Source organism: Yoonia sp. R78084 (genome assembly GCF_044595625.1).
In the GTDB taxonomy this organism is placed as follows: Bacteria; Pseudomonadota; Alphaproteobacteria; order Rhodobacterales; family Rhodobacteraceae; genus Yoonia.
This window is the reverse complement of the sequence record NZ_CP138993.1, coordinates 2,250,771-2,274,504: the sequence shown is the minus strand read 5'-3', so window position 1 is coordinate 2,274,504 and position 23,734 is coordinate 2,250,771. Positions and strand designations below refer to the sequence as shown.

20 protein-coding genes are annotated in these 23,734 nt (G+C 59.0%); 13 read left to right on the top strand and 7 right to left on the bottom strand.

The features are described 5' to 3' along the window. The first annotated feature begins 123 nt into the window (after positions 1 to 123). Positions 124 to 3,429, top strand: coding sequence for an error-prone DNA polymerase (locus SJY29_RS11500; RefSeq protein WP_400083071.1), 3,306 nt, complete (start codon positions 124 to 126; stop codon positions 3,427 to 3,429). An 11-nt stretch (positions 3,430 to 3,440) separates the two neighbouring features. Here the strand turns inward: SJY29_RS11500 and SJY29_RS11495 are convergent, their stop codons facing one another. After that, a complete protein-coding gene (locus tag SJY29_RS11495; protein WP_400083069.1) occupies positions 3,441 to 5,291 on the bottom strand; it encodes a methyl-accepting chemotaxis protein in 1,851 nt (616 codons plus the stop codon). A 211-nt stretch (positions 5,292 to 5,502) separates the two neighbouring features. On the opposite strand from SJY29_RS11495, the gene SJY29_RS11490 reads away from it, so the two are divergent. Genes SJY29_RS11490 through SJY29_RS11470 form a run of 5 tightly spaced genes read left to right on the top strand, consistent with a single transcriptional unit; the run spans position 5,503 to position 12,077 of the window. Then, on the top strand, positions 5,503 to 7,578 hold the full coding sequence (locus tag SJY29_RS11490) for a hydantoinase/oxoprolinase family protein (protein ID WP_400083067.1): 2,076 nt from the start codon (positions 5,503 to 5,505) through the stop codon (positions 7,576 to 7,578). Further along, on the top strand, positions 7,575 to 9,260 hold the full coding sequence (locus tag SJY29_RS11485; RefSeq protein ID WP_400083064.1) for a hydantoinase B/oxoprolinase family protein: 1,686 nt from the start codon (positions 7,575 to 7,577) through the stop codon (positions 9,258 to 9,260). The genes SJY29_RS11490 and SJY29_RS11485 overlap by 4 nt, the downstream gene beginning before the upstream one ends. Continuing rightward, complete coding sequence (locus SJY29_RS11480) at positions 9,260 to 10,462, top strand: NAD(P)/FAD-dependent oxidoreductase (protein ID WP_400083063.1); 1,203 nt, start codon at positions 9,260 to 9,262, stop codon at positions 10,460 to 10,462. The genes SJY29_RS11485 and SJY29_RS11480 overlap by 1 nt, the downstream gene beginning before the upstream one ends. After that, positions 10,459 to 11,244: an HpcH/HpaI aldolase/citrate lyase family protein gene (locus SJY29_RS11475; RefSeq protein WP_400083061.1), complete on the top strand. Its 786-nt coding sequence runs from the start codon at positions 10,459 to 10,461 to the stop codon at positions 11,242 to 11,244. Before SJY29_RS11480 ends, SJY29_RS11475 begins: the two co-directional genes overlap by 4 nt. Beyond that, positions 11,241 to 12,077: an NAD-dependent epimerase/dehydratase family protein gene (locus SJY29_RS11470; RefSeq protein ID WP_400083058.1), complete on the top strand. Its 837-nt coding sequence runs from the start codon at positions 11,241 to 11,243 to the stop codon at positions 12,075 to 12,077. The genes SJY29_RS11475 and SJY29_RS11470 overlap by 4 nt, the downstream gene beginning before the upstream one ends. Here SJY29_RS11470 and SJY29_RS11465 read toward each other — a convergent pair. The 3 genes from SJY29_RS11465 to SJY29_RS11455 are packed head-to-tail and all read right to left on the bottom strand — an operon-like array spanning position 12,074 to position 13,404. Next, positions 12,074 to 12,499: a DMT family transporter gene (locus SJY29_RS11465; RefSeq protein ID WP_400083055.1), complete on the bottom strand. Its 426-nt coding sequence runs from the start codon at positions 12,497 to 12,499 to the stop codon at positions 12,074 to 12,076. The two genes, SJY29_RS11470 and SJY29_RS11465, sit on opposite strands and share 4 nt — an antisense overlap. Beyond that, positions 12,496 to 12,963: a DMT family transporter gene (locus SJY29_RS11460; protein WP_400083052.1), complete on the bottom strand. Its 468-nt coding sequence runs from the start codon at positions 12,961 to 12,963 to the stop codon at positions 12,496 to 12,498. The genes SJY29_RS11465 and SJY29_RS11460 overlap by 4 nt, the downstream gene beginning before the upstream one ends. Before the next feature lie 18 nt (positions 12,964 to 12,981). Beyond that, positions 12,982 to 13,404 (bottom strand): hypothetical protein, encoded by a 423-nt coding sequence (locus tag SJY29_RS11455; protein WP_400083050.1) that lies wholly within the window; start codon positions 13,402 to 13,404, stop codon positions 12,982 to 12,984. A gap of 260 nt (positions 13,405 to 13,664) precedes the next feature. Between SJY29_RS11455 and rpsD the strand changes: the two genes are divergently transcribed. The 7 genes from rpsD (at position 13,665) to SJY29_RS11420 (ending at position 21,292) form a co-directional block, all read left to right on the top strand. Next, a complete protein-coding gene (gene rpsD / locus SJY29_RS11450; RefSeq protein WP_055296059.1) occupies positions 13,665 to 14,285 on the top strand; it encodes a 30S ribosomal protein S4 in 621 nt (206 codons plus the stop codon). A gap of 150 nt (positions 14,286 to 14,435) precedes the next feature. Next, positions 14,436 to 15,521, top strand: coding sequence for a histidinol-phosphate transaminase (gene hisC, locus SJY29_RS11445; protein WP_400083047.1), 1,086 nt, complete (start codon positions 14,436 to 14,438; stop codon positions 15,519 to 15,521). Continuing rightward, positions 15,521 to 16,444 (top strand): prephenate/arogenate dehydrogenase family protein, encoded by a 924-nt coding sequence (locus SJY29_RS11440; protein ID WP_400083045.1) that lies wholly within the window; start codon positions 15,521 to 15,523, stop codon positions 16,442 to 16,444. The genes hisC and SJY29_RS11440 overlap by 1 nt, the downstream gene beginning before the upstream one ends. Further along, positions 16,441 to 17,262: an extensin family protein gene (locus tag SJY29_RS11435; protein ID WP_400083042.1), complete on the top strand. Its 822-nt coding sequence runs from the start codon at positions 16,441 to 16,443 to the stop codon at positions 17,260 to 17,262. The genes SJY29_RS11440 and SJY29_RS11435 overlap by 4 nt, the downstream gene beginning before the upstream one ends. Before the next feature lie 186 nt (positions 17,263 to 17,448). Then, positions 17,449 to 20,409, top strand: coding sequence for an isoleucine--tRNA ligase (gene ileS / locus SJY29_RS11430; RefSeq protein WP_400083040.1), 2,961 nt, complete (start codon positions 17,449 to 17,451; stop codon positions 20,407 to 20,409). Then, entirely contained in the window at positions 20,409 to 20,846 is a 438-nt protein-coding gene (locus SJY29_RS11425; protein WP_400083037.1) for a PaaI family thioesterase, read from the top strand. The genes ileS and SJY29_RS11425 overlap by 1 nt, the downstream gene beginning before the upstream one ends. Further along, positions 20,843 to 21,292, top strand: coding sequence for a methylated-DNA--[protein]-cysteine S-methyltransferase (locus tag SJY29_RS11420; protein ID WP_400083034.1), 450 nt, complete (start codon positions 20,843 to 20,845; stop codon positions 21,290 to 21,292). Before SJY29_RS11425 ends, SJY29_RS11420 begins: the two co-directional genes overlap by 4 nt. Here the strand turns inward: SJY29_RS11420 and SJY29_RS11415 are convergent. From SJY29_RS11415 to SJY29_RS11405, 3 genes are read right to left on the bottom strand one after another with little or no spacing between them, the layout of a single operon-like run. Beyond that, on the bottom strand, positions 21,289 to 21,987 hold the full coding sequence (locus tag SJY29_RS11415) for a CDP-alcohol phosphatidyltransferase family protein (RefSeq protein WP_400083031.1): 699 nt from the start codon (positions 21,985 to 21,987) through the stop codon (positions 21,289 to 21,291). The genes SJY29_RS11420 and SJY29_RS11415 overlap by 4 nt on opposite strands. A gap of 42 nt (positions 21,988 to 22,029) precedes the next feature. Then, positions 22,030 to 22,944 (bottom strand): tyrosine recombinase XerC, encoded by a 915-nt coding sequence (locus SJY29_RS11410; RefSeq protein WP_400088912.1) that lies wholly within the window; start codon positions 22,942 to 22,944, stop codon positions 22,030 to 22,032. Between the two features lie 4 nt (positions 22,945 to 22,948). Then, positions 22,949 to 23,644: a DUF484 family protein gene (locus tag SJY29_RS11405; protein ID WP_400083028.1), complete on the bottom strand. Its 696-nt coding sequence runs from the start codon at positions 23,642 to 23,644 to the stop codon at positions 22,949 to 22,951. Positions 23,645 to 23,734 lie beyond the last annotated feature (90 nt).

The window sequence follows — 23,734 nt, the reverse complement described above, 5'->3', positions numbered from 1 at the left end:
CTTGGGATGCCTCCGGCAGTGGGGTGAGTGGCGTCTTGGAAACTGTCCAGTGGACAGTTTCAGCCGCGAACGGGCGGAGCCCATTTGGCAAGATGATAAGCCTGTCGGATCGGGGGGTGGAAAATGCCTGAAAACGACCACCAACACCCCCGACGTACGCTGGATGGCGATGATTTTCCGCCAAACCCCCGGGCATCCTTTGTCGAACTGGGGGTGACGACCTGTTTTTCCTTCCTGCGCGGGGCCTCTGACGCGGTGGATCTGGCTGCAACCGCTTGGGCGCTGGGCTATGATGCCTTGGGCTGTGCGGACCTCAACACGATGGCCGGTGTTGTGCGCCTGCATACCGAAGCAACCAAGGCGAATATCCGCCCTGTCATTGGGTGTCGCATCCAGCTTGTCAGTGGTGAGGCCTTCCTTGCCTATCCTACAGACCGTGCCGCCTATGGGCGGCTGTGTACGCTATTGTCCAAGGGTAAAATGCACGGGGTTGATGGCGCATGGCAGGACAAGGGGGCCTGCGATATCACGCTGGATGATTTGGCCCAGCAGAGCGCAGGGGTGCAGTTGATCGCACTGCCGGGTGCAGACCTGAATCATTTCAGTGCCGGTTTGCGGCGGCTGACCCGTGCGTTGCCGACGCTGAAACATATCGCGGCCAGCTATCTTTATCGCGGCGATGATCGCGCGCGGATCAACCGGCTTGATGCGCTGGCGCGTGCCAACGGGCTCTCTATTCTGGCCACGAATGACGTGCATTACCACGCTCCTGACAGGCGCCCTTTGCAGGATGTCATGACCTGCATCCTGCATAAAACCACGATCCACAAAGCGGGGTTTCTGCTGGATGCCAACGCCGAACGACACCTCAAATCGCCAGCACAGATGGCGGGGCTCTTTGCCGAATGGCCCCATGCAATCGCGGCAACGCGCAAAGTGGCGGATGCGTGCAATTTCAACCTGACCGAACTGGCCTATGAGTACCCGCGCGAGACGGTGCCGGATGGGTCTACTGCGCAAGAACACCTTGAAGCGCTGACATGGAAAGGGGCCGCCACCCGCTATCCCGACGGTGTCCCGCCCGAGATCACGGCAGTCCTGCGTAAAGAACTGGCCCTGATTGCCAAGCTTGATATCGCCCAGTACTTCCTGACCATCGAACAGATTGTTGATTTCGCGCGCCACCAGACCACGCCGGAAATCCTGTGTCAGGGCAGGGGCTCTGCGGCCAATTCCGCTGTCTGTTACGTGCTGGGCATCACATCCGTTGACCCCAATAAAAACGATCTGCTGTTCGAGCGGTTTATCAGCGAAGAGCGCCGCGAGCCCCCTGATATCGACGTTGATTTCGAACATGAACGCCGTGAAGAGGTGATCCAGCATATCTACCACAAATACGGGCGCCACCGTGCCGCCCTCTGTGCGACCGTGATCCACTACCGCCCCCGCATGGCGGTGCGCGAGGTGGGCAAGGTCATGGGCCTGTCCGAGGATATCACAACCGCATTGGCCAAAACCATCTGGGGGTCATGGGGGCGCGAAGTGGGCGCGCGCGAAGCGGCTGAGGCAGGGATCGATCTGCGCGATCCGCTGATGGCGCGTACCATCAAACTGGCCGACCAGATGATCGGCATGCCGCGGCATCTGGGGCAGCATGTGGGGGGCTTTGTCCTGACCGAAAAGCCGCTGGTGGAAACTGTGCCCATCGGCAATGGCGCGATGCCCGATCGCAGTTTTATCGAATGGGACAAGGATGACATCGACGCGTTGCGCATCCTCAAGGTTGATGTGTTGGCGCTGGGCATGTTGACATGTATCCGCAAGGCCTTTGATCTGATTGATGCCCATTACGGCAAACGCTTCACCCTTGCCACTGTCCCGCAAGAGGACCCTGCGGTTTATGATATGCTGTGTCGCGGGGACAGTCTGGGCACCTTTCAGGTGGAAAGTCGCGCACAGATGAACATGCTGCCGCGCCTGAAACCGCGTGAATTCTACGATCTGGTCATCCAGGTCGCCATTGTCCGGCCCGGGCCCATTCAGGGGGACATGGTCCATCCCTACCTGCGTCGCCGCAGTGGCAAGGAACCGCCGGAATACCCATCCCCCGGTCCGGGGCATGACCCTGATGAGCTGCGTAAAGTGCTCGGTCGCACCCTTGGTGTGCCGATCTTTCAGGAACAGGCGATGAAAATCGCCATGGTCGCGGCGGAGTTTTCTACCAAAGAAGCCAATGAGCTACGCAAAGCCATGGCCACCTTCCGGTCCCGCGGCACCATTGGCGCGCTTGAGGACAAGATGGTCAGCCGCATGATCAAACGCGGGTATGATCCGGAATTTGCGGCACGCTGTTTCAACCAGATCAAAGGTTTTGGCGACTATGGTTTCCCCGAAAGCCATGCTGCCAGTTTCGCGCATCTGGTCTATATCTCTTGCTGGCTGAAATGCCATTATCCGGATGTATTCTGTGCGGCCTTGCTCAATTCCCAGCCGATGGGGTTTTACGCCCCCGCCCAAATCGTGCGCGATGCGCGCGAACATCAGGTGATCGTGCGGGCGGCTGATGTGAATTATTCGGATTGGGACAACACGCTGGAACCCGTCAGCCCTGGTGTCTTTGCCGTGCGGCTGGGTCTGCGCCAGATTGACGGGATGCGGCAGGAGATGGGGCAGCGTCTGATGGATGCCCGCACCGCACCTTTCACCGATTTGACCGACCTTAAAGAACGCGCGCGGCTTGATGCGGGCACAATGCGCAAACTCGCCGCCGCCGATGCGTTGCGATCCATGGCACTTGACCGGCGACAAGCGCTTTGGGACGCGCGCGCCCTGCGCGATGCACCGGACCTGCCGCTTTTTGCCGGCACCCGTGATGAGGGTGCAGAACAGCGTTTTGACCTGCCCCGGATGCCTGTGTGCGAACATGTGGTGGCGGACTACCAGACGACGCGACTGTCACTCAAAGCGCATCCGATGTCCTTCCTGCGCCGCAGTATGGACAAACAGGGCTATGCACCGACCCGTGCCCTGCAGGACATGCGCAATGGGCGGCAGATCAAACTGGCTGGCATCGTATTGATCCGGCAACGCCCGGGCAGTGCCAAGGGCGTGTGCTTCATCACGCTTGAGGATGAAACCGGTGTTGCCAATCTGGTGGTCTGGCCCAAAGTGATGGCGGCGTACCGCAAGGTCATCATGCGGGCCCGCGTCATTGATGTCCGCGGCACGGTCCAGCGTGATGCGGATGTAATCCATGTGGTCGCCCATCACCTGACCGACCGCAGTGATGCGCTTGAACGGCTGTCGCACGACCGGATGGAGGCGCCATTGGCCCGCGCAGATGAGGTCAGAAAGGCCATCCCACATGACCCGAGGGGCGGGCATCCGCGCGACGTGCGGGTCATCCCGAAATCACGGGATTTTCACTAGCTCAATATGGTTCAGGTCCCTGTCGCCAAACGTGGCATGTTTTCGATCACTGCAAAACGCCCGATATTCTGCTCACTGCCAAGCCGTTCCGGCGTGCGGAACCCTTTCAGGGAATCGGACAATCGCAGAGATTCATCGCGCAAAAAGCGCACCGCAGTGCCCGTCTGTTCGACCATCGACGCATTCTTCTGGGTCATATTGTCCAAGGTCCGGACGCTACCGTTGATTTCATCAAGATCACTGGCCTGCCGGCGGACGGATTGCGCGATATCCGATACAAGCCCGCCGAGGGATTCGACATGTTCCAACACTTCACCAAGCTTAAGGCCTGTATTCTGCACCAGTTTATTGCCGGATTGAATTTCCGCAGCACTGGTTGATATCAGCGCCTTGATTTCCTTTGCCGAATCCGTCGCATTCTTGGCAAGCCCGCGCACTTCGGATGCGACAACAGCAAAGCCGCGACCTGCATCACCGGCGCGCGCCGCTTCAACACCTGCATTCAATGCAAGCAAGTTCGTTTGAAAGGCAATATCTTCGATCACGCCAATAATCTTGGTGATTTCACCCGAGGACGCCTCAATGCGCCCGATCGATTGCATCGCGGCTTCCAACGCCGTGCGACTATCCGACGACAGCGATTGACTGCGGGTTGCCGCCGCATCAGCCTGATCCGCTTTCTTTACGATCTGCGTTGTCTCTTCGGTCAAGCGGTTCAAGGATGTCGCGGAGTCCGCCAGTGTTTTGGCCTGACTGTCGACGCGCGCTGCCAGTTCAGCGGATTCCGAACCGATAGACTGGCCGATTCTTTCGACTTCATCGGCAATGCTTCCAATGTCTGAAATAGTCCGCGACAGGTGTGTCACGAAATGGTTAAAGTCATCACGCAGCGCGGCATAGTCCTGTGGGAAACTTTCGCCATCACGCGCAGAGACCCGCACCATCAGATCCTGTTTCGCCAGCTTTTCCAGTGCATCGCGCAAGGCGCTGACAGCGAAGGCCTGCTCCGCTTGTGCGGTATCAGAGGCCTGCTTGACGGCTTCCGCGCGTTTCAATTCGTCCTGAAATCCTGAAATCTCTTTTGCGATCGCGCCGATCTGGTCTTTGCGTGTGATGAAGGGAATTGTCTGATGCAGCTGGCCCTGTGCGACTTGTGAAATCCGGTCTGCCAAAATGCTTAACGGGCCTAAAAGCCACGAAATCAATACTGCCAAAAGACCTGCTCCAAGCAAAATAATCGCTGCCGCCGTTCCGGAACCCAACCAGAAGCTTGATGCAAGTGCCGTGTCGATCCGCGTGCGCTCGACGCCCACGTAGAAAATCCCGATCACGTCGCCACGGCTATCGATGACGGGTTCGTAGATCGTCAGATAGGGCTTGCCGAGAATCACCGCCTCGCCACGAAATGTCTGCTTGTTTCTCATGACATCGAACACCGGATTGGCAGTCCCCAAGGCTGTCCCCACTGCGCGTTCCCCGTCAGGTTTGATAATGTTTGTAGTGCGTCGAATGAAATCACCTGCGTTCTGATCCCAAACAAACACGGTGGCTGTTTCACCTGAAATCGCACCCACGCGGTCGATCAAACGGTGGTCATCAAAGGCAGGAATCGCATCCCAGTTCACGGATGTGACAGCGCCATCTGCCCCGTAAGTTACCGCGATATCGTCGAATTGATCCACGAATGTTGATGTCAGGATGCGCAGCCCTGTATTTTGTTCCAACTGCGCTTTTTCCAATAACGTCTGTTTCTGTGAATATTGCAGTACGCCGATCACCATCGCGAAAAGAGCGGCGATAAGGATCACCGAACTCATGATCAACTGACCACGCAGTGACATGTTCGAGAGGAAATTGCGCATGTGGCGTACTCCGGATTTACAGTCTGGCCGCCGTTCTCGCGCAAAACTGTTTTCAAACAGTGAACGCGGGCCAACGAGTGATACGATTTTCAATCGTAAACGCGGATTGTGCGCCGGTAAAAAATTCTCCGCCAAGTGCGTCAAAGCCGTTTGTATCGCCGAAATATCGCTTCTAAGCTGACGCTGAATTTGCACGTGAAGGAGCCCCGCAATGCAGCAACATATACGCATGGGCGTAGATATCGGCGGGACCTTTACGGATGTGGTGTTGGAGGTGGGGGATGCACCCTATTCCACCAAGGTACTGACCACCTATGCCGCCCCCGAAAACGCAATCATCGACGGGATGCATCAGGTCTGTGACAAGGCAGGCATCAAGCCTTCCCAGATCGACCAGATCATCCACGGCACAACCCTTGCCACCAACGCGCTGATCGAACGGCGTGGGGCGAAAACAGCGCTGATTACCACTGAAGGCTTCCGTGATGTCATCGAGATGCGCACCGAAAGCCGCTTTGAACAATACGACCTGAACCTGCAACTGCCCGAACCGCTTTTGCCACGCCAGCATCGATTTACCCTAAACGAGCGCATTGATGCGAACGGTCATGTGCTGGTCGCGCTGGACCGCGCCGACATCGCGGCACTTGCCGACCAGATGGCCCCTTACGGTTTCGAAAGTATCGCCATCGGATTGCTTCACGCCTATCTCAATGACAGCCACGAGCGGATGATCCGCGAGGTCTTTGCGCAAAAGCTGCCCGATGTGATGATTTCGCTTTCATCCGAAGTGTCGCCGCAGATGCGCGAATACGAACGCTTCAATACGACAGTTGCCAACGCCTATATCAAACCGCTGATGAAGTCCTATCTGGGTCGCCTCAAGGGCCGCTTGAGCAATGAAGGGGCGGCTTGCCCCGTCTTTCTGATGCATTCGGGCGGCGGAATTATCAGCCTTGAGAGCGCGGCGGAATTCCCTGTCCGGCTGGTGGAATCCGGGCCCGCTGGCGGGGCCGTCTTTGCGGCAAATATCGCTGCACGCTATGGGCTAGACAAGGTTTTGTCCTTCGACATGGGTGGTACGACGGCCAAGACTTGCCTGATCAAAAATCAAACTCCTAAGACCGCGCGTGTCTTTGAGGTTGCGCGCACCTATCGCTTTAAAAAGGGCTCGGGCATGCCCATCTCGATCCCTGTCATTGATATGGTCGAGATCGGGGCAGGGGGCGGCAGCCTTGCCCATGTGGATGCGATGCGCCAGATCCGTGTTGGCCCCGAAAGTGCAGGATCAGAGCCGGGTCCGGCCTGTTACGGACGCGGCGGCGCGCGCGCTGCGGTAACAGATGCGGACCTGACACTGGGCAAGCTGGACCCCGACCATTTCGCAGGAGGTTCGATCAAACTTGATGCTACTGCCGCGTCGCAGGCGCTGGGCACATTGGGTGCGCCGCTTGATATGGATGCGCAGATGGCAGCCTTCGGGCTGGCTGAAGTGGTCGATGAAAACATGGCCAATGCGGCGCGCGTACATGCGGTGGAAAACGGTGAAGATCTTGCCAACTACACCATGATTGCCTTTGGTGGCGCGGCACCGCTGCACGCGGGACGGCTTTGTGAAAAACTTGGCATCGACCGCTTGCTTGTGCCAACCGGCGCAGGTGTTGGTTCGGCGATCGGTTTCCTGCGCGCGCCATTCAGCTTTGAAGCGACCCGCAGTGTTTACATGAAGCTTTCCGGTTTTGCGCCGCAGGTGGTCAAGACGCTGCTTGCCGAAATGGAGGCCGAAGCCACGGGTTTCGTGCGCACCTGTGACGCTGATGCGCCAATTAAAGCTGAATTCAAGGTGTATATGCGCTACACGGGCCAAGGCTGGGAAATCCCGATCAGCTTGACGCCCAAGCAAGCGCAGACCCCTGATGCGGCAGAGTTCCTTGCACTTTTTGAGGCGGATTATACTACGCTCTTCGGGCGCACGGTGGCAGGGATGGATGTTGAAATCACCGTCTGGGCTGTGAACGCGACGACCGAGGTGGCGGCTGTTGAAACGCTTGGTGCGACGCCCGGCGGCAAGGGTGCAGTGTCGGTTAACACCCGCGCGCTTTTTGATCCGATCATAGGCGCATCTTCCGCCGCGGCCATCGTTCCGCGTGCGCGCCTTTCTGCGGGTGATTGGGTCGCGGGCCCTGCGCTGATCACCGAGGATGAGACGACCATCGTCGTCCCCGCAAGCCGCACCGCCATAGCACGCCCTGATGGTACCATCGACATTACGGAGAAACGCACATGAGCAACGTTGCATTCCAGGTGATGTGGAACCGCCTGATCTCGGTCGTCGAGGAACAGGCACAGGCGCTGGTCCGCACCGCATTTTCGACTTCTGTGCGCGAAGCAGGCGATCTCTCGGCCGGGGTTTACAACGCTGACGGCCTGATTCTCGCACAGGCGGTCACAGGCACGCCCGGCCATGTGAATGCGATGGCCGATGCTGTCGCGCATTTCATCCGCAGGATTGGCCGTGAGAATATACAAGAAGGCGACGTCTATATCACCAACGATCCATGGGAAGGTACCGGCCATCTGCATGATATCACCGTCGTGACACCGTCATTTCATAACGGTCACCATGTGGGCTTTTTCGCCTGTACGGCCCATGTGGTTGATATCGGCGGGCGGGGTTTTGGAGCGGATGCGGCAAGCGTTTACGAAGAGGGTATCTATATCCCGATTATGAAATTCGCGGATCGCGGCAAGGTGGATGAGACCCTGATCCGCCTGTTGCGCGGCAATGTGCGCGAACCCGATCAGCTGATCGGTGATATTTATGCGCTGGCCACCTGCAACGAGATCGGGCACCGGCGGCTGACCGAAATGATGGACGAATTCGGCCTCGGCGACCTGACAGGGATCGGTGATTTCATCCTCGAAAATTCGCGCCGCGCCACGCTGGAACGGATCGCGGCGCTGCCCCGCGAAACCGCGACAGGGGCTATGCGGATCGACGGGTTTGACCGGCCCATTGATCTCAAAGTCAGGCTTGAGATCGCCGGGGACCGCATTTCATGTGATTTCGCGGGCACATCCGGAGTGGATAGAAAAGGCATCAACGTGCCGATGGTCTATACCAAGGCCTATGCATGCTACGCGCTCAAATGCGCTATCGCCCCTGAAATTCCCAACAATGCGGCATCATTGGCGCCGTTCGAAGTGACAGCCCCCGCAGGGAGTATTGTCAACGCGGTCCATCCTGCACCCGTCGCCTTGCGCCATATCATCGGCCATATGATCCCCGATACGGTGTATGATGCGCTGGATAAAATCCTGCCTGCCAATGTGCCTGCCGAAGGGGCGGGGTGTCTGTGCAATTTCCAGGTCTCTTTGCGCCCCGCTCCCGGCCACCAAGGGCGCAGGTCCGAGGTGCTGACTTTCAACTCCGGCGGTGCAGGTGCGCGGCCCACCGTGGACGGGCTGAACGCGACGGCCTTTCCTTCGGGCGTCATGACCATGCCGATCGAAGCCACGGAACACACAGGCCCTGTCATTATCTGGCGCAAGGAACTGCGTCCTGACAGCGGTGGCGCCGGGCAGTATCGCGGCGGTCTGGGACAATATATGGAGGTCGGTGCCACAGCAGGGCATGAATTTGATTTCTCGGCCATGTTTGACCGTGTCCATCACCCCGCCCGTGGACGGCAGGGCGGGCAGGATGGCGCACCGACGGTAATTGCGCAGGATGATGGCAGCGTCATGCAAGGCAAGGGGAAGCAGTTTGTCCCTGAAGGTAGACGCGTCATGCTGGCTTTGCCCGGTGGCGCAGGCTATGGCCCCGCCTCCGCACGCGATCCCGTGCTTGTGAAACGCGATCTTGCGCGTGGGTATATTTCGGCGACATCTGCCAGTGAGGATTATGGTCTCAGCGCGGATGAAATCGCAGGTGTTCTTGCGGCTGTCAGCAAAGGGGAAACCGCGTGATGCAAGCGCCTGAGCACGCAAACTATGACGTCGTTATCGTCGGTGGAGCGATCTACGGGTCGGCGGTTGCGTGGTTCCTGACAGACAACCCCGATTTTGACGGCTCTATCTTGGTCATAGAACGCGATCCGACCTATGAATTCGCCTCGACCTCGCACACGAATTCCTGCATCCGCCAGCAGTTCAGCGAAGAAATCAACGTGCGGATTTCCCAGTTCGCAGTGGATTACATCAAGAATTTTCGCGCCTATCTGGGCGGCGATGCCCGCATCCCGCAACCGCTGATCCATAGTTTCGGCTATCTCTATCTGGCAGATAACGACGGTTTTGCCGCAGCGCTGCGCGAAGCCCAGAAAATTCAGGCGGCTTGCGGTGCGGGCACGCGGCACATGAGCCGTGATGAAATCGCGCAGGCCTATCCGTTCTATCAGCTCGATGACATCATCGCAGGCAACCACAATACAGTGGATGAAGGGTATTTCGACGGTCACACGCTTTTTGACTGGTGGCGGCGCATGGCGAAGGCACGTGGTGTTACCTTCCTGACCAACGAAGTCGTTGCGATGCACCGCAACGCTGCAGGCACCCGCGTGGAGAGTGTGGTCCTCAAGTCTGGCGAGGTTGTTGGCTGCGGCACTGTCGTTAACGCCTCAGGTCCGCGCGCTTTGCTCACCGCGCGTATGGCGGGTATCGACATGCCCGTCGAGCCGCGCAAACGTTACACTTTTGTCTTTGAAGCGGCAGAACCGTTGGACCGCGATCTGCCACTGACGATTGACCCCTCGGGCGTCCACATGCGCACCGATGGCGCCTATTATATGGCGGGCTGTCCACCCGATGACGACGGGCCTGTCGATTATGCCGATTTCGCCGCTGACCATAGTATCTGGGAAGACAAGGTCTGGCCGATCCTCGCCACCCGTATCCCGCAATTCGAGGCGATCAAGCTGCGCAATTCGTGGGTCGGGCACTACGCCTACAATACCTTTGACCAGAACGCTGTTCTGGGCGCACATGACGTGGTCGAGAACTTTGTCTTTGTGAACGGATTCTCGGGCCATGGTTTGCAGCAATCCCCCGCCATCGGGCGCGGCACGGCGGAATTGATCACTTACGGGGAATATCGCACGCTGGATCTGACCCCGTTGAACTTTACCCGCATTGCGCAGGGTGCCCGCTTTGTCGAAAAGGCCGTGATATGAAGATGGCGCCCAACGCCTTTCTGGCCGCAATCCGCGCCGGCCGTCCGCAAATCGGGCTGTGGATCAGCCTGTCGCACAATTATGCCGCCGAGGTGGTGGCAAGTGCGGGCTATGATTGGCTCTTGGTCGATATGGAGCACGCACCAAGCGATATGGCGACTGTTCTGGGCCAATTGCAGGCAATAGCGCCGCATGGATCAACCGCCATTGTGCGCCCGCCATGGAACGACGCTGTGATCGTGAAACGCCTGTTGGATATGGGTGCGCCAGGGTTGCTCTTCCCGATGGTCCAGTCGGTGCAGGAAGCGCAGGCCGCAGTCGCCGCCTGCCGTTATCCACCCAAAGGTGTGCGGGGCGTGGCTGGGTCCGTCCGCGCCAACAACTTTGGGCGGATCACCGACTATTATGCCAAAGCAGGCGATGAAACAGCCGTGCTGGTGCAGGTCGAAACCCGCGCGGCCGTGGCGCAGGCGCTAGAGATCGGTCAGGTCGGCGGTGTGGATGGCGTCTTCTTTGGCCCCGCCGATATCGCCGCCGATATGGGGCTGCTCGGGAAACATATGTCGCAGGAGGTCTGGGATCTGATCCTGCCTGCGGCGCGCAAGCTGATGGATGCGGGCATCCCTGTGGGCACCTTGGTGACGGACCCTGTGTTCGCGGCAAAGCTGCTCTCTGACGGGTTCACCTTTGTGGCCTGCGGCACGGATACGAATTTGCTGGCCAAAGGGGCCGATGCATTGCTGGCGCAGATGCGCGCAGCGACAGAAAGGGAAGACACATGAAGAAACTCGTTCTCACAGGGGCCGCGGGCCGTCTTGGATCATATCTGCGCGAGCCGCTGACAAAGATGTGCGATGAGCTTGTCTCGACCGATCGCGCTGATGATATCGGCACGCTTTATCCGGGTGAAAGCTATGTGCAGGCGGATCTGTCCAGCCTTGATGCCATGCTCGAGGTGATCAAAGGGGCCGATATGGTCGTCCATTTCGGGGCCATCGGGGATGAGGCCCCTTGGGACGATATCCTGCAATCCAACATCATCGGTGCCTATAATGTCTGGGAGGCGGCCTATCGTTGCGGCGTCAAGCGTGTGGTCTATGCCAGTTCTGTCCATGCGGTGGGCATGCACCTGAAAACCGATACCATCGGATTGGACGCCCCCCACCGCCCTGACACCTACTATGGGCTGGCCAAATGCTTTTGCGAGGATCTGGCCAGCCTTTATTGGGACAAGCGCGGGGTGGAAAGCGTATGCATGCGCATTTTCTCTTGTGCGCAGGCCACCAACGCCCGCAGCATCGGCACGTGGCTGTCCTATGACGATCTGATCCATCTTGTGGAACGGTCCATCGACAGCCCTGTGGTGGGGTTCACCGTGGTCTACGGCATTTCCAACAATGACCGCGCGGTGGTGGATAACAGCAAGGCAGGCCATCTGGGGTATCGCCCCAAAGACAATGCCGAGGTTTTCGCCAAAGCGGTCTTTGCCGACACCCCGCCGCTGGACAACAAGGACCTAGCCAACCTGTGCATCGGCGGGCCTTTCGCGACGGTGGAACTGGGCAACTCTGGCGTGGCCGCACTCGGCGTTGTGGATGATCGCAAGGAAACCTAGCGTTTGCGCCCTTGCGCCACCCACATCCCTGCAAGGATCAGACCGACACCTAAAATGCGCGCCCACAGATTGCCGGGCGCGCCCATCACGATATCCAGCAACACGCCGGAAATCATCTGCCCTGCGATGATCAAAAGCGCCGTTTGCGCCGCGCCGATCCGCGCGATCAGCCAGCTTCCAGCAGCAATAAAGACCACACCGACAGTGCCGCCCAAATAGGCCCACCAAGGGGCCTCGGCGGGGTCGCCGGCAAAAAGGCCGCCGACCGCCAAGGCAACACAGGTAATAAAGACCAGCCCCACCAGATGATTCCAGAACGACGATTCCATTGCCGAGGTCGACAGCGCCAAGCGCCCGTTGATCTGGCGGCTGAGTGACACCAGAACGCCGGCCAGAATGGCGAGGGCAGCAAAAAAGATCATGTGCTGCTGCCAAAAAAGATCAGGATCAGACTGCCCGCGATGATCAGCGCCAAGGCCACAAAATCGCGCCGCACCGGCATCCGCTGGGGTAGGCCGAACAACCCGCGCATATCGGCAAACAGACTAAACACCATCTGGCCTGCAAGGCCCAGTGCAATGGTCCCCGACAGGGCCAGCGCTGAATTCAACGTCGCCGATGTTAACATCACCGTCACTGCCCCCGACACGCCGCCCAGATAGACCCAGAGCGGCGGGCGCGCCGCCTGCGCACGTTTCGGACGCAAGACCAGCAAAAATAGCAGCGCCGCGACACTGCCCGTCAGATGGGGCACCCATGATGCAAAGAACAGCGACCCGTAGGCGGCCAATGTGCCATTGAAGAGCACCATAAAGGATAACAACCCGCCCGTGCCAAAGGCGGCGGCAAAATGCAGTGGATGATTTGAAAGCTCAGGCTGCGACATAGTCGCAGGTGTCACTCTTTAGACGCGGGAACGCAATTGCTGTTGGCGCTTTATCGCACCAAAATGTTGCTTGGGCTGCTCGGGACGTGAAGATTTGATGTCGCGAAGTTTGCCGATTAGCTCCCGTCCGGCCCTGGGCAGCCCGTAAGATGCATAGCGCGACATCCACGAGGGCAGTTCTTCAACCGCATGGGCATGCAGGACCATCTTCTTTTCTTGCGCAGTCAACTGGTCAAAAGGCACCTCACAGGTTTCCCTGCGCATCAGGTCAACACAAAGCGCCATCAGGCTCTGTTCCGCGTCATCAAGAGTTGGGGCAGCAAATGTTGTGAGATACCGGTCAGCCAATTGATGATTCAACTTGGCGAAGCGACGCCGCACCAATTGATGACCAAAAAGCCAGATTGCCACAACACTCATGAACAAAAACAAAATACTCACTGGCAACACCGATCCATTTTACTGCCCCACGATACCTTATGTAGTACACGTTTGTCGATAATTCGTCTTAATTAGTACATTCCCAAGTCGTTCAGATAACAGAAGATGAATTTGTTGTTTCGTCGTTGACACCTCATGCAGCCGCTTTATAAGCCGCTCATTCATTGGTGTTGGTGGCCCGCGCAAGCGGAACCCTGTCGTCCCGGCCAAATCCGGGGAAAGGACAACGCCCTTCGCAATATAAAGAAGGAGATCAGCGTATGACTAAACGTACCGCTGCCAAGTACAAAATTGACCGCCGGATGGGCGAAAACATCTGGGGTCGTCCAAAGTCACCCGTCAACCGTCGTGAATACGGCCCCGGCCAGCATGGTCAGCGCCGCAAGGGCAAACTGTCCGACTTCGGAACACAGCTGCGCGCGAAGCAAAAGCTGAAGGGTTATTACGGCGACCTGACCGAAAAGCAGTTCCGCCGCATTTATGGCGAAGCCGAGCGTGTAAAAGGCGATACAGGTGAAAACCTGATCGGTCTGCTCGAGCGTCGTCTGGATGCCGTTGTTTACCGCGCCAAATTCGTGCCAACCGTCTTTGCTGCACGCCAGTTCGTGAACCACGGCCACGTCACAGTGAATGGCAAGCGCGTCAACATCCCGTCCTACCGCGTAAAGGAAGGCGACGTGATCGAAGTGCGCCAGAAGTCCAAGCAGCTTGAGCTGGTTCTGGTCGCGTCCCAACTGCCAGAGCGCGATGTGCCTGATTACATGGACGTCGACCATAACAAGATGACAGCGACTTTCGTGCGCACACCGGGCCTTGGCGATGTGCCATATCCGGTCACGATGGAACCAAACCTCGTCGTCGAATTCTACGCCAAGAACTAATCTTGGCAATTCTTCGGCGATATGCCGGAGCACACTCTTCAAGGCCGCTCCGATCCGGGGCGGCCTTTTCATTTCCAAGGCCCACCAATCCACTGGCTTTGCATCCAGCGGGGCGATAGAACGGGCGAAACGAGACGGGAACGGACTTTCATGGCGGACGGCATTCAACCCCAACCGGGCATTCTGGACATCGCACTTTACAAAGGTGGCGATGCACATCTGGACGGCGTCAGCAATGTGCTCAAGCTGTCGTCAAACGAAAATCCTTTAGGTCCAAGCGACGCCGTCAAAGAGGCTATTGTGCGGGCAACCCATGATTTGCACCGCTATCCGCCAACAGACCACGCCAAACTGCGTGCAGCGATTGCAGAGGTCTGGCATGTCGATGCCGAACGCGTTTTCTGTGGCGTTGGTTCTGGCGATGTCCTGAAACTTCTAGCCGAGGCCTATGCCGGCCCCGGTGATGAGGTTGTCTTTACCGAACACGGCTTCTCCATGTATCCGATCTATGCCCACGCCTGTGGCGCAACCCCTGTCGTGGTGCCCGAGAACGAGCGCGTCGTTGATGTGGATGCGATCCTTGCGGCCTGCACGGACAAGACGAAACTGGTCTTTATTGCCAATCCGGCCAACCCCACGGGCACGATGATCGGCAGCGCCGAGGTGGCACGTCTAGCCGAGGGTCTTCCGCCGCAAGCGCTTTTGGTGCTGGACGGCGCATATGCGGAATTTGTCGATGGGTTCGATGCAGGCAAAGCCTTGGTCGAAGCCCGCGAGAATGTCTTCATGTCGCGCACGTTTTCGAAAATCTACGGCCTTGGCGGGATGCGTGTGGGTTGGGGCTATGGCCCTCAGCCGATCATTGATGTGCTCAACCGCATCAGAGGGCCTTTCAATCTTTCTTCAGCCGCTCTCGCTGCAGCGGAAGCAGCGGTACGCGATACCGCGCATACCGAAAAGTGCCGTATCGAGAACGCCAAATGGCGTGACTGGCTCGCCAATGCGCTTGCCGAACTGGGCGTGCCGTCCGATACCTCAACCGCCAACTTTATCCTTGCGCGGTTTGCCGATGAGGCCGAGGCCACAGCCTGCGACGCGCATCTGCGTGCAAATGGGATCATTGTGCGCCGTGTCGCGGGTTACGGTCTGCCGCATTGCCTGCGGATTACGATCGGTGATGAAAGCGCCTGTCGCCGCGTGGCCCATGCGGTCGCGCAGTTCAAAGGGGCCAAGTGATGGCCCGGATTTACGACCGCGTTGCGCTGATCGGGCTTGGCCTGATCGCCTCATCCATGTGCCACGCCATGCGGCGGGCGGGGCTTGCCGGTGAGATCGTCGGCTACGCACGGTCTGCCGAAACGCGCGACACGGCGCGCGAGATCGGGCTTTGCGATCATGTCTATGACACGGCAGCAGAGGCCGCCAAGGACGCAGACCTTGTGGTACTTTGCGTGCCGGTCGGCGCCATGGAAAGCGTCGCGCAGGAAATCGCTCCGGTCCTGAAACAAGGTGCCACGGTCAGTGATGTCGGTTCCGTCAAAAGCACGGTGATCGAGGCCGTGGGTCCGCATATCCCCGAGGGCGTACATTTTGTTCCCGCGCACCCGCTGGCGGGCACCGAACATTCGGGTCCGCGCTCTGGCTTTGCAGAGCTTTTTGACAACCGTTTCTGCATCATTGTTCCGGTTGAAGGGTCCGAGCGTGCCGCCGTTGACCGGCTGATTGACCTGTGGCGCGGCATGGGCGCGTTGATTGATGAAATGGACGCCGAGCACCACGATCTGGTGCTGGCGGTGACCAGTCACACGCCGCACCTGATTGCCTACACGATGGTTGGTGTCGCCGACGATCTGCGCCGTGTCACCGATAGCGAAGTCATCAAATACTCTGCCGCCGGTTTTCGCGATTTCACCCGTATCGCGGCCTCTGATCCTGTGATGTGGCGCGATGTTTTCCTGAACAACAAAGAAGCGACACTGGAAATTCTGGGACGTTTCACGGAAGAGCTCTTTGCCTTGCAACGCGCCATCCGCCAAGGGGATGGCGATCATTTGCATGATTACTTCACCCGCACCCGCGCGATCCGGCGTGGCATTATCGAGGCAGGCCAGGATACCGACGCACCTGATTTTGGCCGCGTGAAGGTACGCAAAGAGTGAAGCGTTGGGCGATCCTCTGTATCGCCATGGTCCTGTCTGGCCCTTTGCACGCGCAAGATATTGTCCGCCCCGTGGCGCGCCCTGTGTCCGAAGTGCCGCCGGCAGATATTGTCCGACCTGTGTTGCGCCCCGCCGAGCGCCCGCTTCTCGAACATGGCGCGCAGACGCGACCACTGTTCCGCGCTGAACGCAACCTTTTCGCCTTTAGTCCGAATGCCATCGCGCTGTCTTTGCGCCCTGCGATGCGCCCCGCTTCGATCGAAACCGCCGCGGAAGAACGGCGTCTTGCGCGCGCGCGCGGACAGGTCTGTGGCAATCCCGCGATCCAAGGCACAGCTGTCGGCACGATCAACGGGGCAGGGGCCTGCGGGGTGACGGATGCGGTGAAACTGCGCTCTGTCGCCGGTGTCTCGCTCAGGCCGCAGCCGACGATTGATTGCCGCACAGCGCGGGCGCTGAATACGTGGGTCGAACGCGGCGTCCTGCCTGCGGTGGGCGGCGAGGGTGGTGGCGTGTCCTCTTTGCGCGTTGTGTCACACTATGCCTGCCGGACGCGCAACAACCAACCGGGTGGGCGCCTTTCGGAACATGCCTTTGGACGGGCGATTGATATTGCAGGCATCCAGTTGCGTGATGGCAGTGAGATGACGCTGCTGACAGATTGGAACTCGGCTGATCACGGGGCGCAATTGCGCGCAATGTGGCGGGCGGCGTGCGGACCATTCGGAACAGTCCTTGGCCCCGAGGCGAACCGCTTTCACCGTGATCACTTTCATTTTGACACCGCACGCTATCGCAGCGGGTCGTTCTGCCGCTGATCCCTGCCAAGTCGTGCTTTACCCTTTTGCATGCTGGGCCTATAAGCGCACACATGTTGCGGCAGATGATCATAAGCATTATTTGCCCGGCGGCCTGAAACCTTTCACGCCTGCCGGGAAAAGGTGTCAGCGTGCGCGCACCGATCCAACGTGATAAATCCATATGACTGCTAAAGGACGCCACCCATGTGCGCCGAAACACCCGACTATAAACAAACCCTGAACCTGCCCCACACCGATTTTCCCATGCGCGCCGGATTGCCCAAGCGCGAGCCCGAGTGGCTGGAACGCTGGGCGCAAATCGGGGTCTATGACCGCCTGCGCGAAAAGGCCGAGGGGCGTAAGCCTTTCACGCTGCATGATGGACCACCCTATGCGAACGGGCATCTGCACATCGGCCACGCGCTGAACAAGATCCTCAAGGATATGGTTGTGCGCAGCCAGCAGATGATGGGCCGCGATGCGCGTTATGTGCCGGGCTGGGATTGCCATGGTCTGCCGATTGAATGGAAGATCGAGGAAAAATACCGCGCCAAAGGCCGCGACAAGGATGACGTGGATGTCGTCGATTTCCGTCAGGAATGCCGCAAGTTTGCCGAAGGCTGGGTCGATATCCAGCGCGAGGAATTCAAACGTCTGGGCATCACCGGCAACTGGGCCGATCCGTACCTGACAATGAATTTCCACGCTGAGCGTGTGATCGCCGAGGAATTCCAGAAGTTCCTGATGAACGGCACGCTCTATCAGGGCTCCAAGCCTGTGATGTGGTCGCCGGTTGAGAAAACTGCGCTGGCCGAGGCCGAGGTTGAATACCACGACCGCCAGACCGATGCGATCTGGGTGCGGTTTCCTGTGGCCCCTGCGGGTGAGGAACTGGCGCTGCTCGACGAAGCCACTGATTTTGACGACGCTCTGTTCGATATCGCAACCGATCTCAAGAACGCGACAGTCCTGATCTGGACGACAACGCCTTGGACCATCCCACAAAACCGCGCGGTCTGTTTTGGCCCCAACATCGCCTATGGCCTCTATGAAGTCATCGGCCGCCCCGAGGAATGCTGGGCGACTATCGGAGAAAAAATCCTCGTTGCCGACGCGCTCGCTGAAGAGGTTTTTGCTGCTGGTCGTTTGGTCGGTGACGAGATGATCCGCCGCGTCCGCGATGTGTCGACTGAGGAACTCGCGGCGCTGACCCTCGCCCACCCGCTGCGCGGCGCCGAAGGCGCGGGCGGTGAATGGGACTTTGATGTACCCCTGCTTGCTGGCGAACATGTCACGAGTGACGCCGGTACCGGCTTTGTGCACACAGCCCCCAGCCACGGTGACGATGACTATGCCATCGGGGTCAAGCACGGCTTGCCGATGACCTATAACATCCTTGATGACAGCTCTTACCGCGATGACCTGCCGTTCTTTGCGGGCGAGTGCATTCTGAAGCCTAACGGCAAGCCCGGTGGTGCGAACAAGGCTGTGATCGACAAACTGGTCGAGGTCGGCGCGCTGCTGGCGCGCAAACGGATCACGATCTCGGATGCCCATAGCTGGCGGTCCAAAGCGCCCGTGATCCGTCTGAACCGCCCGCAGTGGTTTGCCGCCATCGACAAAGCCGTCGGTGACGGGCAGGACACCTATGGCACCACGATCCGCGAACGCGCGCTGCGTTCTATCGACGAATTGGTGACATGGACACCAAAAACAGGCCGCAATCGCCTGTATTCCATGATCGAGGCGCGCCCTGACTGGGTGCTGTCGCGCCAGCGCGCATGGGGTGTGCCGCTGACCTGTTTCGTCAAGAAAGACACGCAGCCCACAGACCCCGATTATCTGCTGCGCGATCCAGAGGTAAACGCGCGGATCCTCGATGCTTTCGAGACCGAAGGTGCCGATGCTTGGTACAAAGAGGGCGCAAAAGAGCGGTTTCTGGGCAACACGGTGAATCACGAGGACTACGTGCAGGTGTTCGATATCCTTGACGTCTGGTTCGACAGCGGTTCGACCCACGCTTTCGTCCTGCGCGATCGCGCCGACGGGTCCGAGGACGGCATGGCCGATCTCTACCTCGAAGGCACCGACCAGCACCGCGGGTGGTTCCATTCCTCGATGTTGCAGGCCTGTGGCACAATGGGCCATGCACCTTATCGCGGGGTTCTGACCCACGGGTTTACGCTGGATCAGAAGGGCATGAAGATGTCCAAATCCATCGGCAACACCATCGCACCCGAGCAGGTGGTCAACCAATATGGCGCGGATATCCTGCGTCTTTGGGTGGCGCAGTCGGACTATACGGCTGACCTGCGGATCGGGGATGAAATCCTCAAAGGTGTGGCCGACAGCTATCGCCGCCTGCGTAACACCATGCGGTATATGCTGGGCTCGCTGGCCGATTTCACCGAAGGTGACCGGATCGCACCTGCCGAGATGCCCGAGCTTGAACGCTGGGTCCTGCACCGTCTGGCGGAACTGGATAGCCAAGTCCGCGAAGGCTATGCGCGCTATGATTTCCAGGGCGTGTTCCAGGCTGTCTTTACCTTTGCCACCGTCGAACTCTCGGCCTTCTACTTTGATATCCGCAAGGACGCGCTTTACTGCGACGGCGACACGACCCGCCGCCGTGCCGCGCGCACGGTGCTGGATATCCTGTTCCACCGCCTGACCAAATGGTTAGCCCCGATGCTGACCTTCACGATGGAAGAGGTCTGGCTGGAGCGGTTCGGCGCGGACGATAGCTCGGTCCACCTTGAGGATTTCGCCGAGACCCCTGCCGAATGGCGCGACGATTCGCTGGCCGCGAAATGGGCCGAGGTGCGCAAGGTCCGCCGTGTCGTCACTGGCGCGTTGGAGGTCGAGCGAACGGCAAAGGTTATCGGTGCCTCGCTTGAGGCGGCACCGACTGTCTATGTCAACGCCGACACCGCCAAGCTGTTGGAGACCGTCAGCTTTGATGATCTCTGCATCACATCGGGCATCGTTGTTTCAACGGATGACGCGCCAGAAGGTGCGTTCACGCTGGACGAAGTGGCCAATGTCGCGGTGGTCTTTGGCCGTGCGGAAGGCGAGAAATGCCAGCGCTGCTGGAAAATCCTGCCCGATGTCGGCACCCATACACACGCGGGTGTCTGCGGGCGCTGTAACGAAGCGCTCGGCTGATGGAATATGGTGATCCCCAATCGGTTGCGCGCATGCTGGCGGATTTCGACCGTCAGGGTGCAATGCAGACCATGGGGATCACTGTTGCGGATGTCGCGCCGGGGCGTGTGGTTCTGGAAATGCCGTTCAATCAGGCATTTTCCCAGCATCACGGGTTCATCCATGCAGGCACGATCACATCGGGCATGGATAGCGCCTGCGGCTTTGCCGCCCTGACGTTAATGGATGCGGAAAGCGAAGTGCTGACCGTGGAATTCAAATGCAGCTTCATGGCGCCCGCAAAGGGCCAGTCATTCCGGTTTGAGGGCAATGTGCTCAAGTCCGGCCGCACGCTGACCTTCACCGAAGGCCGCGCCATCGCGATCGATGGCACGCAGGAAAAGACGATCGCCACGATCACGGCCACCATGATGGCGGTGCGCGGCCTCAAGCCTTGATTTGCGCCAGTTCGCCCGTAGGCGCGTTGGGAGCGGATGCGGTCGATGGTGCTGTGACGGCCTTGCATTGGGGCCGTGACGGTACGCTGACCGAAGGGCCGCTCCATCAGCAGATGGCCGATGAGTTTGCAGCTTACTTTGCAGGAACGCTCCGACATTTCCGGACGCCCGTGGCGCCGCGAGGCAGTGCGTTTCAACAGCGCTTTTATGCAGCACTGTGCGCCATTCCCTATGGCGAAACACGCACCTATGGCGATCTGGCCAAAGAGCTTGATGTTTCCGCGCAAGCCATCGGGCAGGCCTGCGGGGCCAATCCGATCGCGATCATTATTCCGTGTCACCGCGTCTTGGCGGCGGATGGTTTGGGCGGATATTCCGGTGCTGGCGGGATTGAGGCGAAGGTCGCCTTGCTGCGGCTTGAAGGTGCAGCCGGTTTGTTGATTTAGGCGGTTTCGCGGGCCGGAATTACCTGCTGGGCAACCCCTGCAAAAAGCAGGTAGACCGAAGTCAGGACCAACCCCCAATGCGCCCAGCTGTTGGGATGGAAATCCACCCAAGCGGCCCAGCCTGCAAAGAACGTCCACCCCAAGGCCATCGGCAAGGTAACCACCCGCCAACGCTCGGTCCGGACTGGATGGACGAATTTCAGCGGCGCAAACATGGTGATGGCAAGGCTGCCGACCAGTACAAGGGACACCCAGAAATTGGGCTGCAAAGCAAAGATCACCAGCACCAGCATATTCCAGCATCCGGGAAAGCCGGAGAATGAATTATCTTTAGTTTTCATGCGTGTATCAGCAAAATACATGGCGGACGCAAAGGTGATGATGATAATCGCGAACCACCCCGTCCAGCCGGGCAAAAGGCCGGATTTGAAAAGCGCATAGGCGGGTACAAAGACGTAGGTCAGATAATCAATGATCAGATCGAGCAGCACGCCGTCAAAGGCGGGCGCGTTCGTCTTGACGTCGTACTTGCGCGCCAGCGGCCCATCAATGCCATCGACAAAGAACGCAACCACCAGCCACAGGAACATCAGGCTCCATTGCTCCTCAACTGCGGCCAGCATTGCCAACATGGCAAAAACGGCGCCGGTGGCAGTAAGAAGATGAACAAGAAGGGCTTTGGTGCGAAGTGTCATTGAACCGTCATGAGCGAAAAAGCGCGGAGGGGCAACCTGTTCTCAGGCCTTTGGATGCGCCTTTTCATAAACAGACATTAAGTGTGCGGCATCGACTGCCGTATAAGCCTGGGTGGTGGAGAGAGAGGCATGCCCTAGCAGTTCCTGAATCGTACGCAGGTCGCCGCCTGCGGCCAGTAAATGCGTGGCAAATGAATGGCGCATCGCGTGGGGCGTGGCCGTTGCGGGTAGACCCAATTGCAGGCGGGCCTTTTCCATCACTTTCTGGATCGCACGTGGTGAAAGAACACCGCCACGGGTGGCGCGAAAGATCGGGGCGTCGTCGGCGACGGGATAGGGGCACAGGCGCAGGTAGGCGTCCACTGCATCACGCGCAGGGGCAATGACGGGGACGATCCGTTCCTTGTTCCCTTTGCCGATAATCCGGAGCACATCGGGCAGGGGCACGTCACGGCCCGTAAGGCCCAGGGCCTCGGAAATTCGCAGGCCACAGCCGTAAAGGAGTGTCACAACCGCAGCATCCCGCGCGGCAACCCAAGGATCGTTCGATTGCAGTTCAACCGTCTCGATCATCTCCGAGGCGGCGTCTATTTCAAGCGGGCGCGGCAGTTTGCGCTGGAATTTCGGGGCGCGGGTGGACAGGACTGCTGTGGGCTCGAACCCTTCGCGCTCGGCGAGCCAGCGGTAAAAGGACTTCACCGCCGACAGGGACCGCGCCAAAGAGCGCGCACCGACACCACGGGCACGCTCATGGGCCATCCACGCACGCATGTCGCGGATCGTGATGCGGGCGATGGGGGCAAGACCCTGGCTGCCACCATTGTGCTGGGTCATGAAGGCCAGAAACCCGAGCACATCGGTCTGATACGCCTTCAATGTATTCTCGGCGGCCCCGGCCAGCGCACGCTGGCCCGCGAGCCACGCGCCCAAGGCGTCTGAGAGCGCAGGCGCGATCATCGCATCAGGCCAGCCAGCGGCGCACGACCCGTTCAAAGACTCCAACAAAGAAGGTCAGCAGGTCGGTGCCCTGTTGCGGTGTGAATTGCTGCGGGTCTTCACTGCCCATGACCAGCATGGCGGGAAGGCGATCAGGGCCGAGGTCAACCTTCAGGCAGGCCTCGGATTTGATGTATTCTGCGCGCGCGCCATAAAGGCTTCCACCCACTTTGTGGAATTCACGCAGGGTGATCTGGCGGGCAGGCATGTTGCGGCCAAGGGTGATATACCCGTCGACATAGCCCTCGGGCATAATCGCAATGGCTTCGCCTGTAGCGCGCTGCGTGTCTTGCAGGTTGCTTTCCAGCACAAGGCGGACTGCATCAACGCGCAGGATATCCGCCACTTCGCCGGAAAGATCCGCAAGGAAGCGTTCAAAGGTGCTTGCATCCATCATCCGCAGGATCGCGCGGTGGATTTGATTGGTGCCCGCAAGATTGTCATAGGCGGCCGCAATAACACTGCGGTGGGTGTCTTCAAGGCGGTCGAACCGCGCCTCGAGCCGTTCCATGGCGACCGACCGGAGATCGACGATATTGCCGGCATTCTGGTCTGCGTTCGCCCCCACGAGGGCGCGCATCACGTCCACATCGTCCAAAAGAACATCGGGGTTTGCGATGATCTTCTCGCGAAGGTCATCGGCCATCAGTGTTTTATTCATGAGCCTGCTCTGCTTTGTTTTTTGATAAACTAGCAGAGGGTTGGGGGGCTTGTCGCAGGGTTTTTGCGTTCAAGTCACAGGGCGTGGCAC

Coding starts and splice junctions, on each gene's coding strand:
- SJY29_RS11500 (WP_400083071.1), top strand. CDS start 124: ATGCCTGAAAACGACCACCAACACCCCCGACGTACGCTGGATGGCGAT.
- SJY29_RS11495 (WP_400083069.1), bottom strand. CDS start 5,291: ATGCGCAATTTCCTCTCGAACATGTCACTGCGTGGTCAGTTGATCATG.
- SJY29_RS11490 (WP_400083067.1), top strand. CDS start 5,503: ATGCAGCAACATATACGCATGGGCGTAGATATCGGCGGGACCTTTACG.
- SJY29_RS11485 (WP_400083064.1), top strand. CDS start 7,575: ATGAGCAACGTTGCATTCCAGGTGATGTGGAACCGCCTGATCTCGGTC.
- SJY29_RS11480 (WP_400083063.1), top strand. CDS start 9,260: ATGCAAGCGCCTGAGCACGCAAACTATGACGTCGTTATCGTCGGTGGA.
- SJY29_RS11475 (WP_400083061.1), top strand. CDS start 10,459: ATGAAGATGGCGCCCAACGCCTTTCTGGCCGCAATCCGCGCCGGCCGT.
- SJY29_RS11470 (WP_400083058.1), top strand. CDS start 11,241: ATGAAGAAACTCGTTCTCACAGGGGCCGCGGGCCGTCTTGGATCATAT.
- SJY29_RS11465 (WP_400083055.1), bottom strand. CDS start 12,499: ATGATCTTTTTTGCTGCCCTCGCCATTCTGGCCGGCGTTCTGGTGTCA.
- SJY29_RS11460 (WP_400083052.1), bottom strand. CDS start 12,963: ATGTCGCAGCCTGAGCTTTCAAATCATCCACTGCATTTTGCCGCCGCC.
- rpsD (WP_055296059.1), top strand. CDS start 13,665: ATGACTAAACGTACCGCTGCCAAGTACAAAATTGACCGCCGGATGGGC.
- hisC (WP_400083047.1), top strand. CDS start 14,436: ATGGCGGACGGCATTCAACCCCAACCGGGCATTCTGGACATCGCACTT.
- SJY29_RS11440 (WP_400083045.1), top strand. CDS start 15,521: ATGGCCCGGATTTACGACCGCGTTGCGCTGATCGGGCTTGGCCTGATC.
- ileS (WP_400083040.1), top strand. CDS start 17,449: ATGTGCGCCGAAACACCCGACTATAAACAAACCCTGAACCTGCCCCAC.
- SJY29_RS11425 (WP_400083037.1), top strand. CDS start 20,409: ATGGAATATGGTGATCCCCAATCGGTTGCGCGCATGCTGGCGGATTTC.
- SJY29_RS11415 (WP_400083031.1), bottom strand. CDS start 21,987: ATGACACTTCGCACCAAAGCCCTTCTTGTTCATCTTCTTACTGCCACC.
- SJY29_RS11410 (WP_400088912.1), bottom strand. CDS start 22,944: ATGATCGCGCCTGCGCTCTCAGACGCCTTGGGCGCGTGGCTCGCGGGC.
- SJY29_RS11405 (WP_400083028.1), bottom strand. CDS start 23,644: ATGAATAAAACACTGATGGCCGATGACCTTCGCGAGAAGATCATCGCA.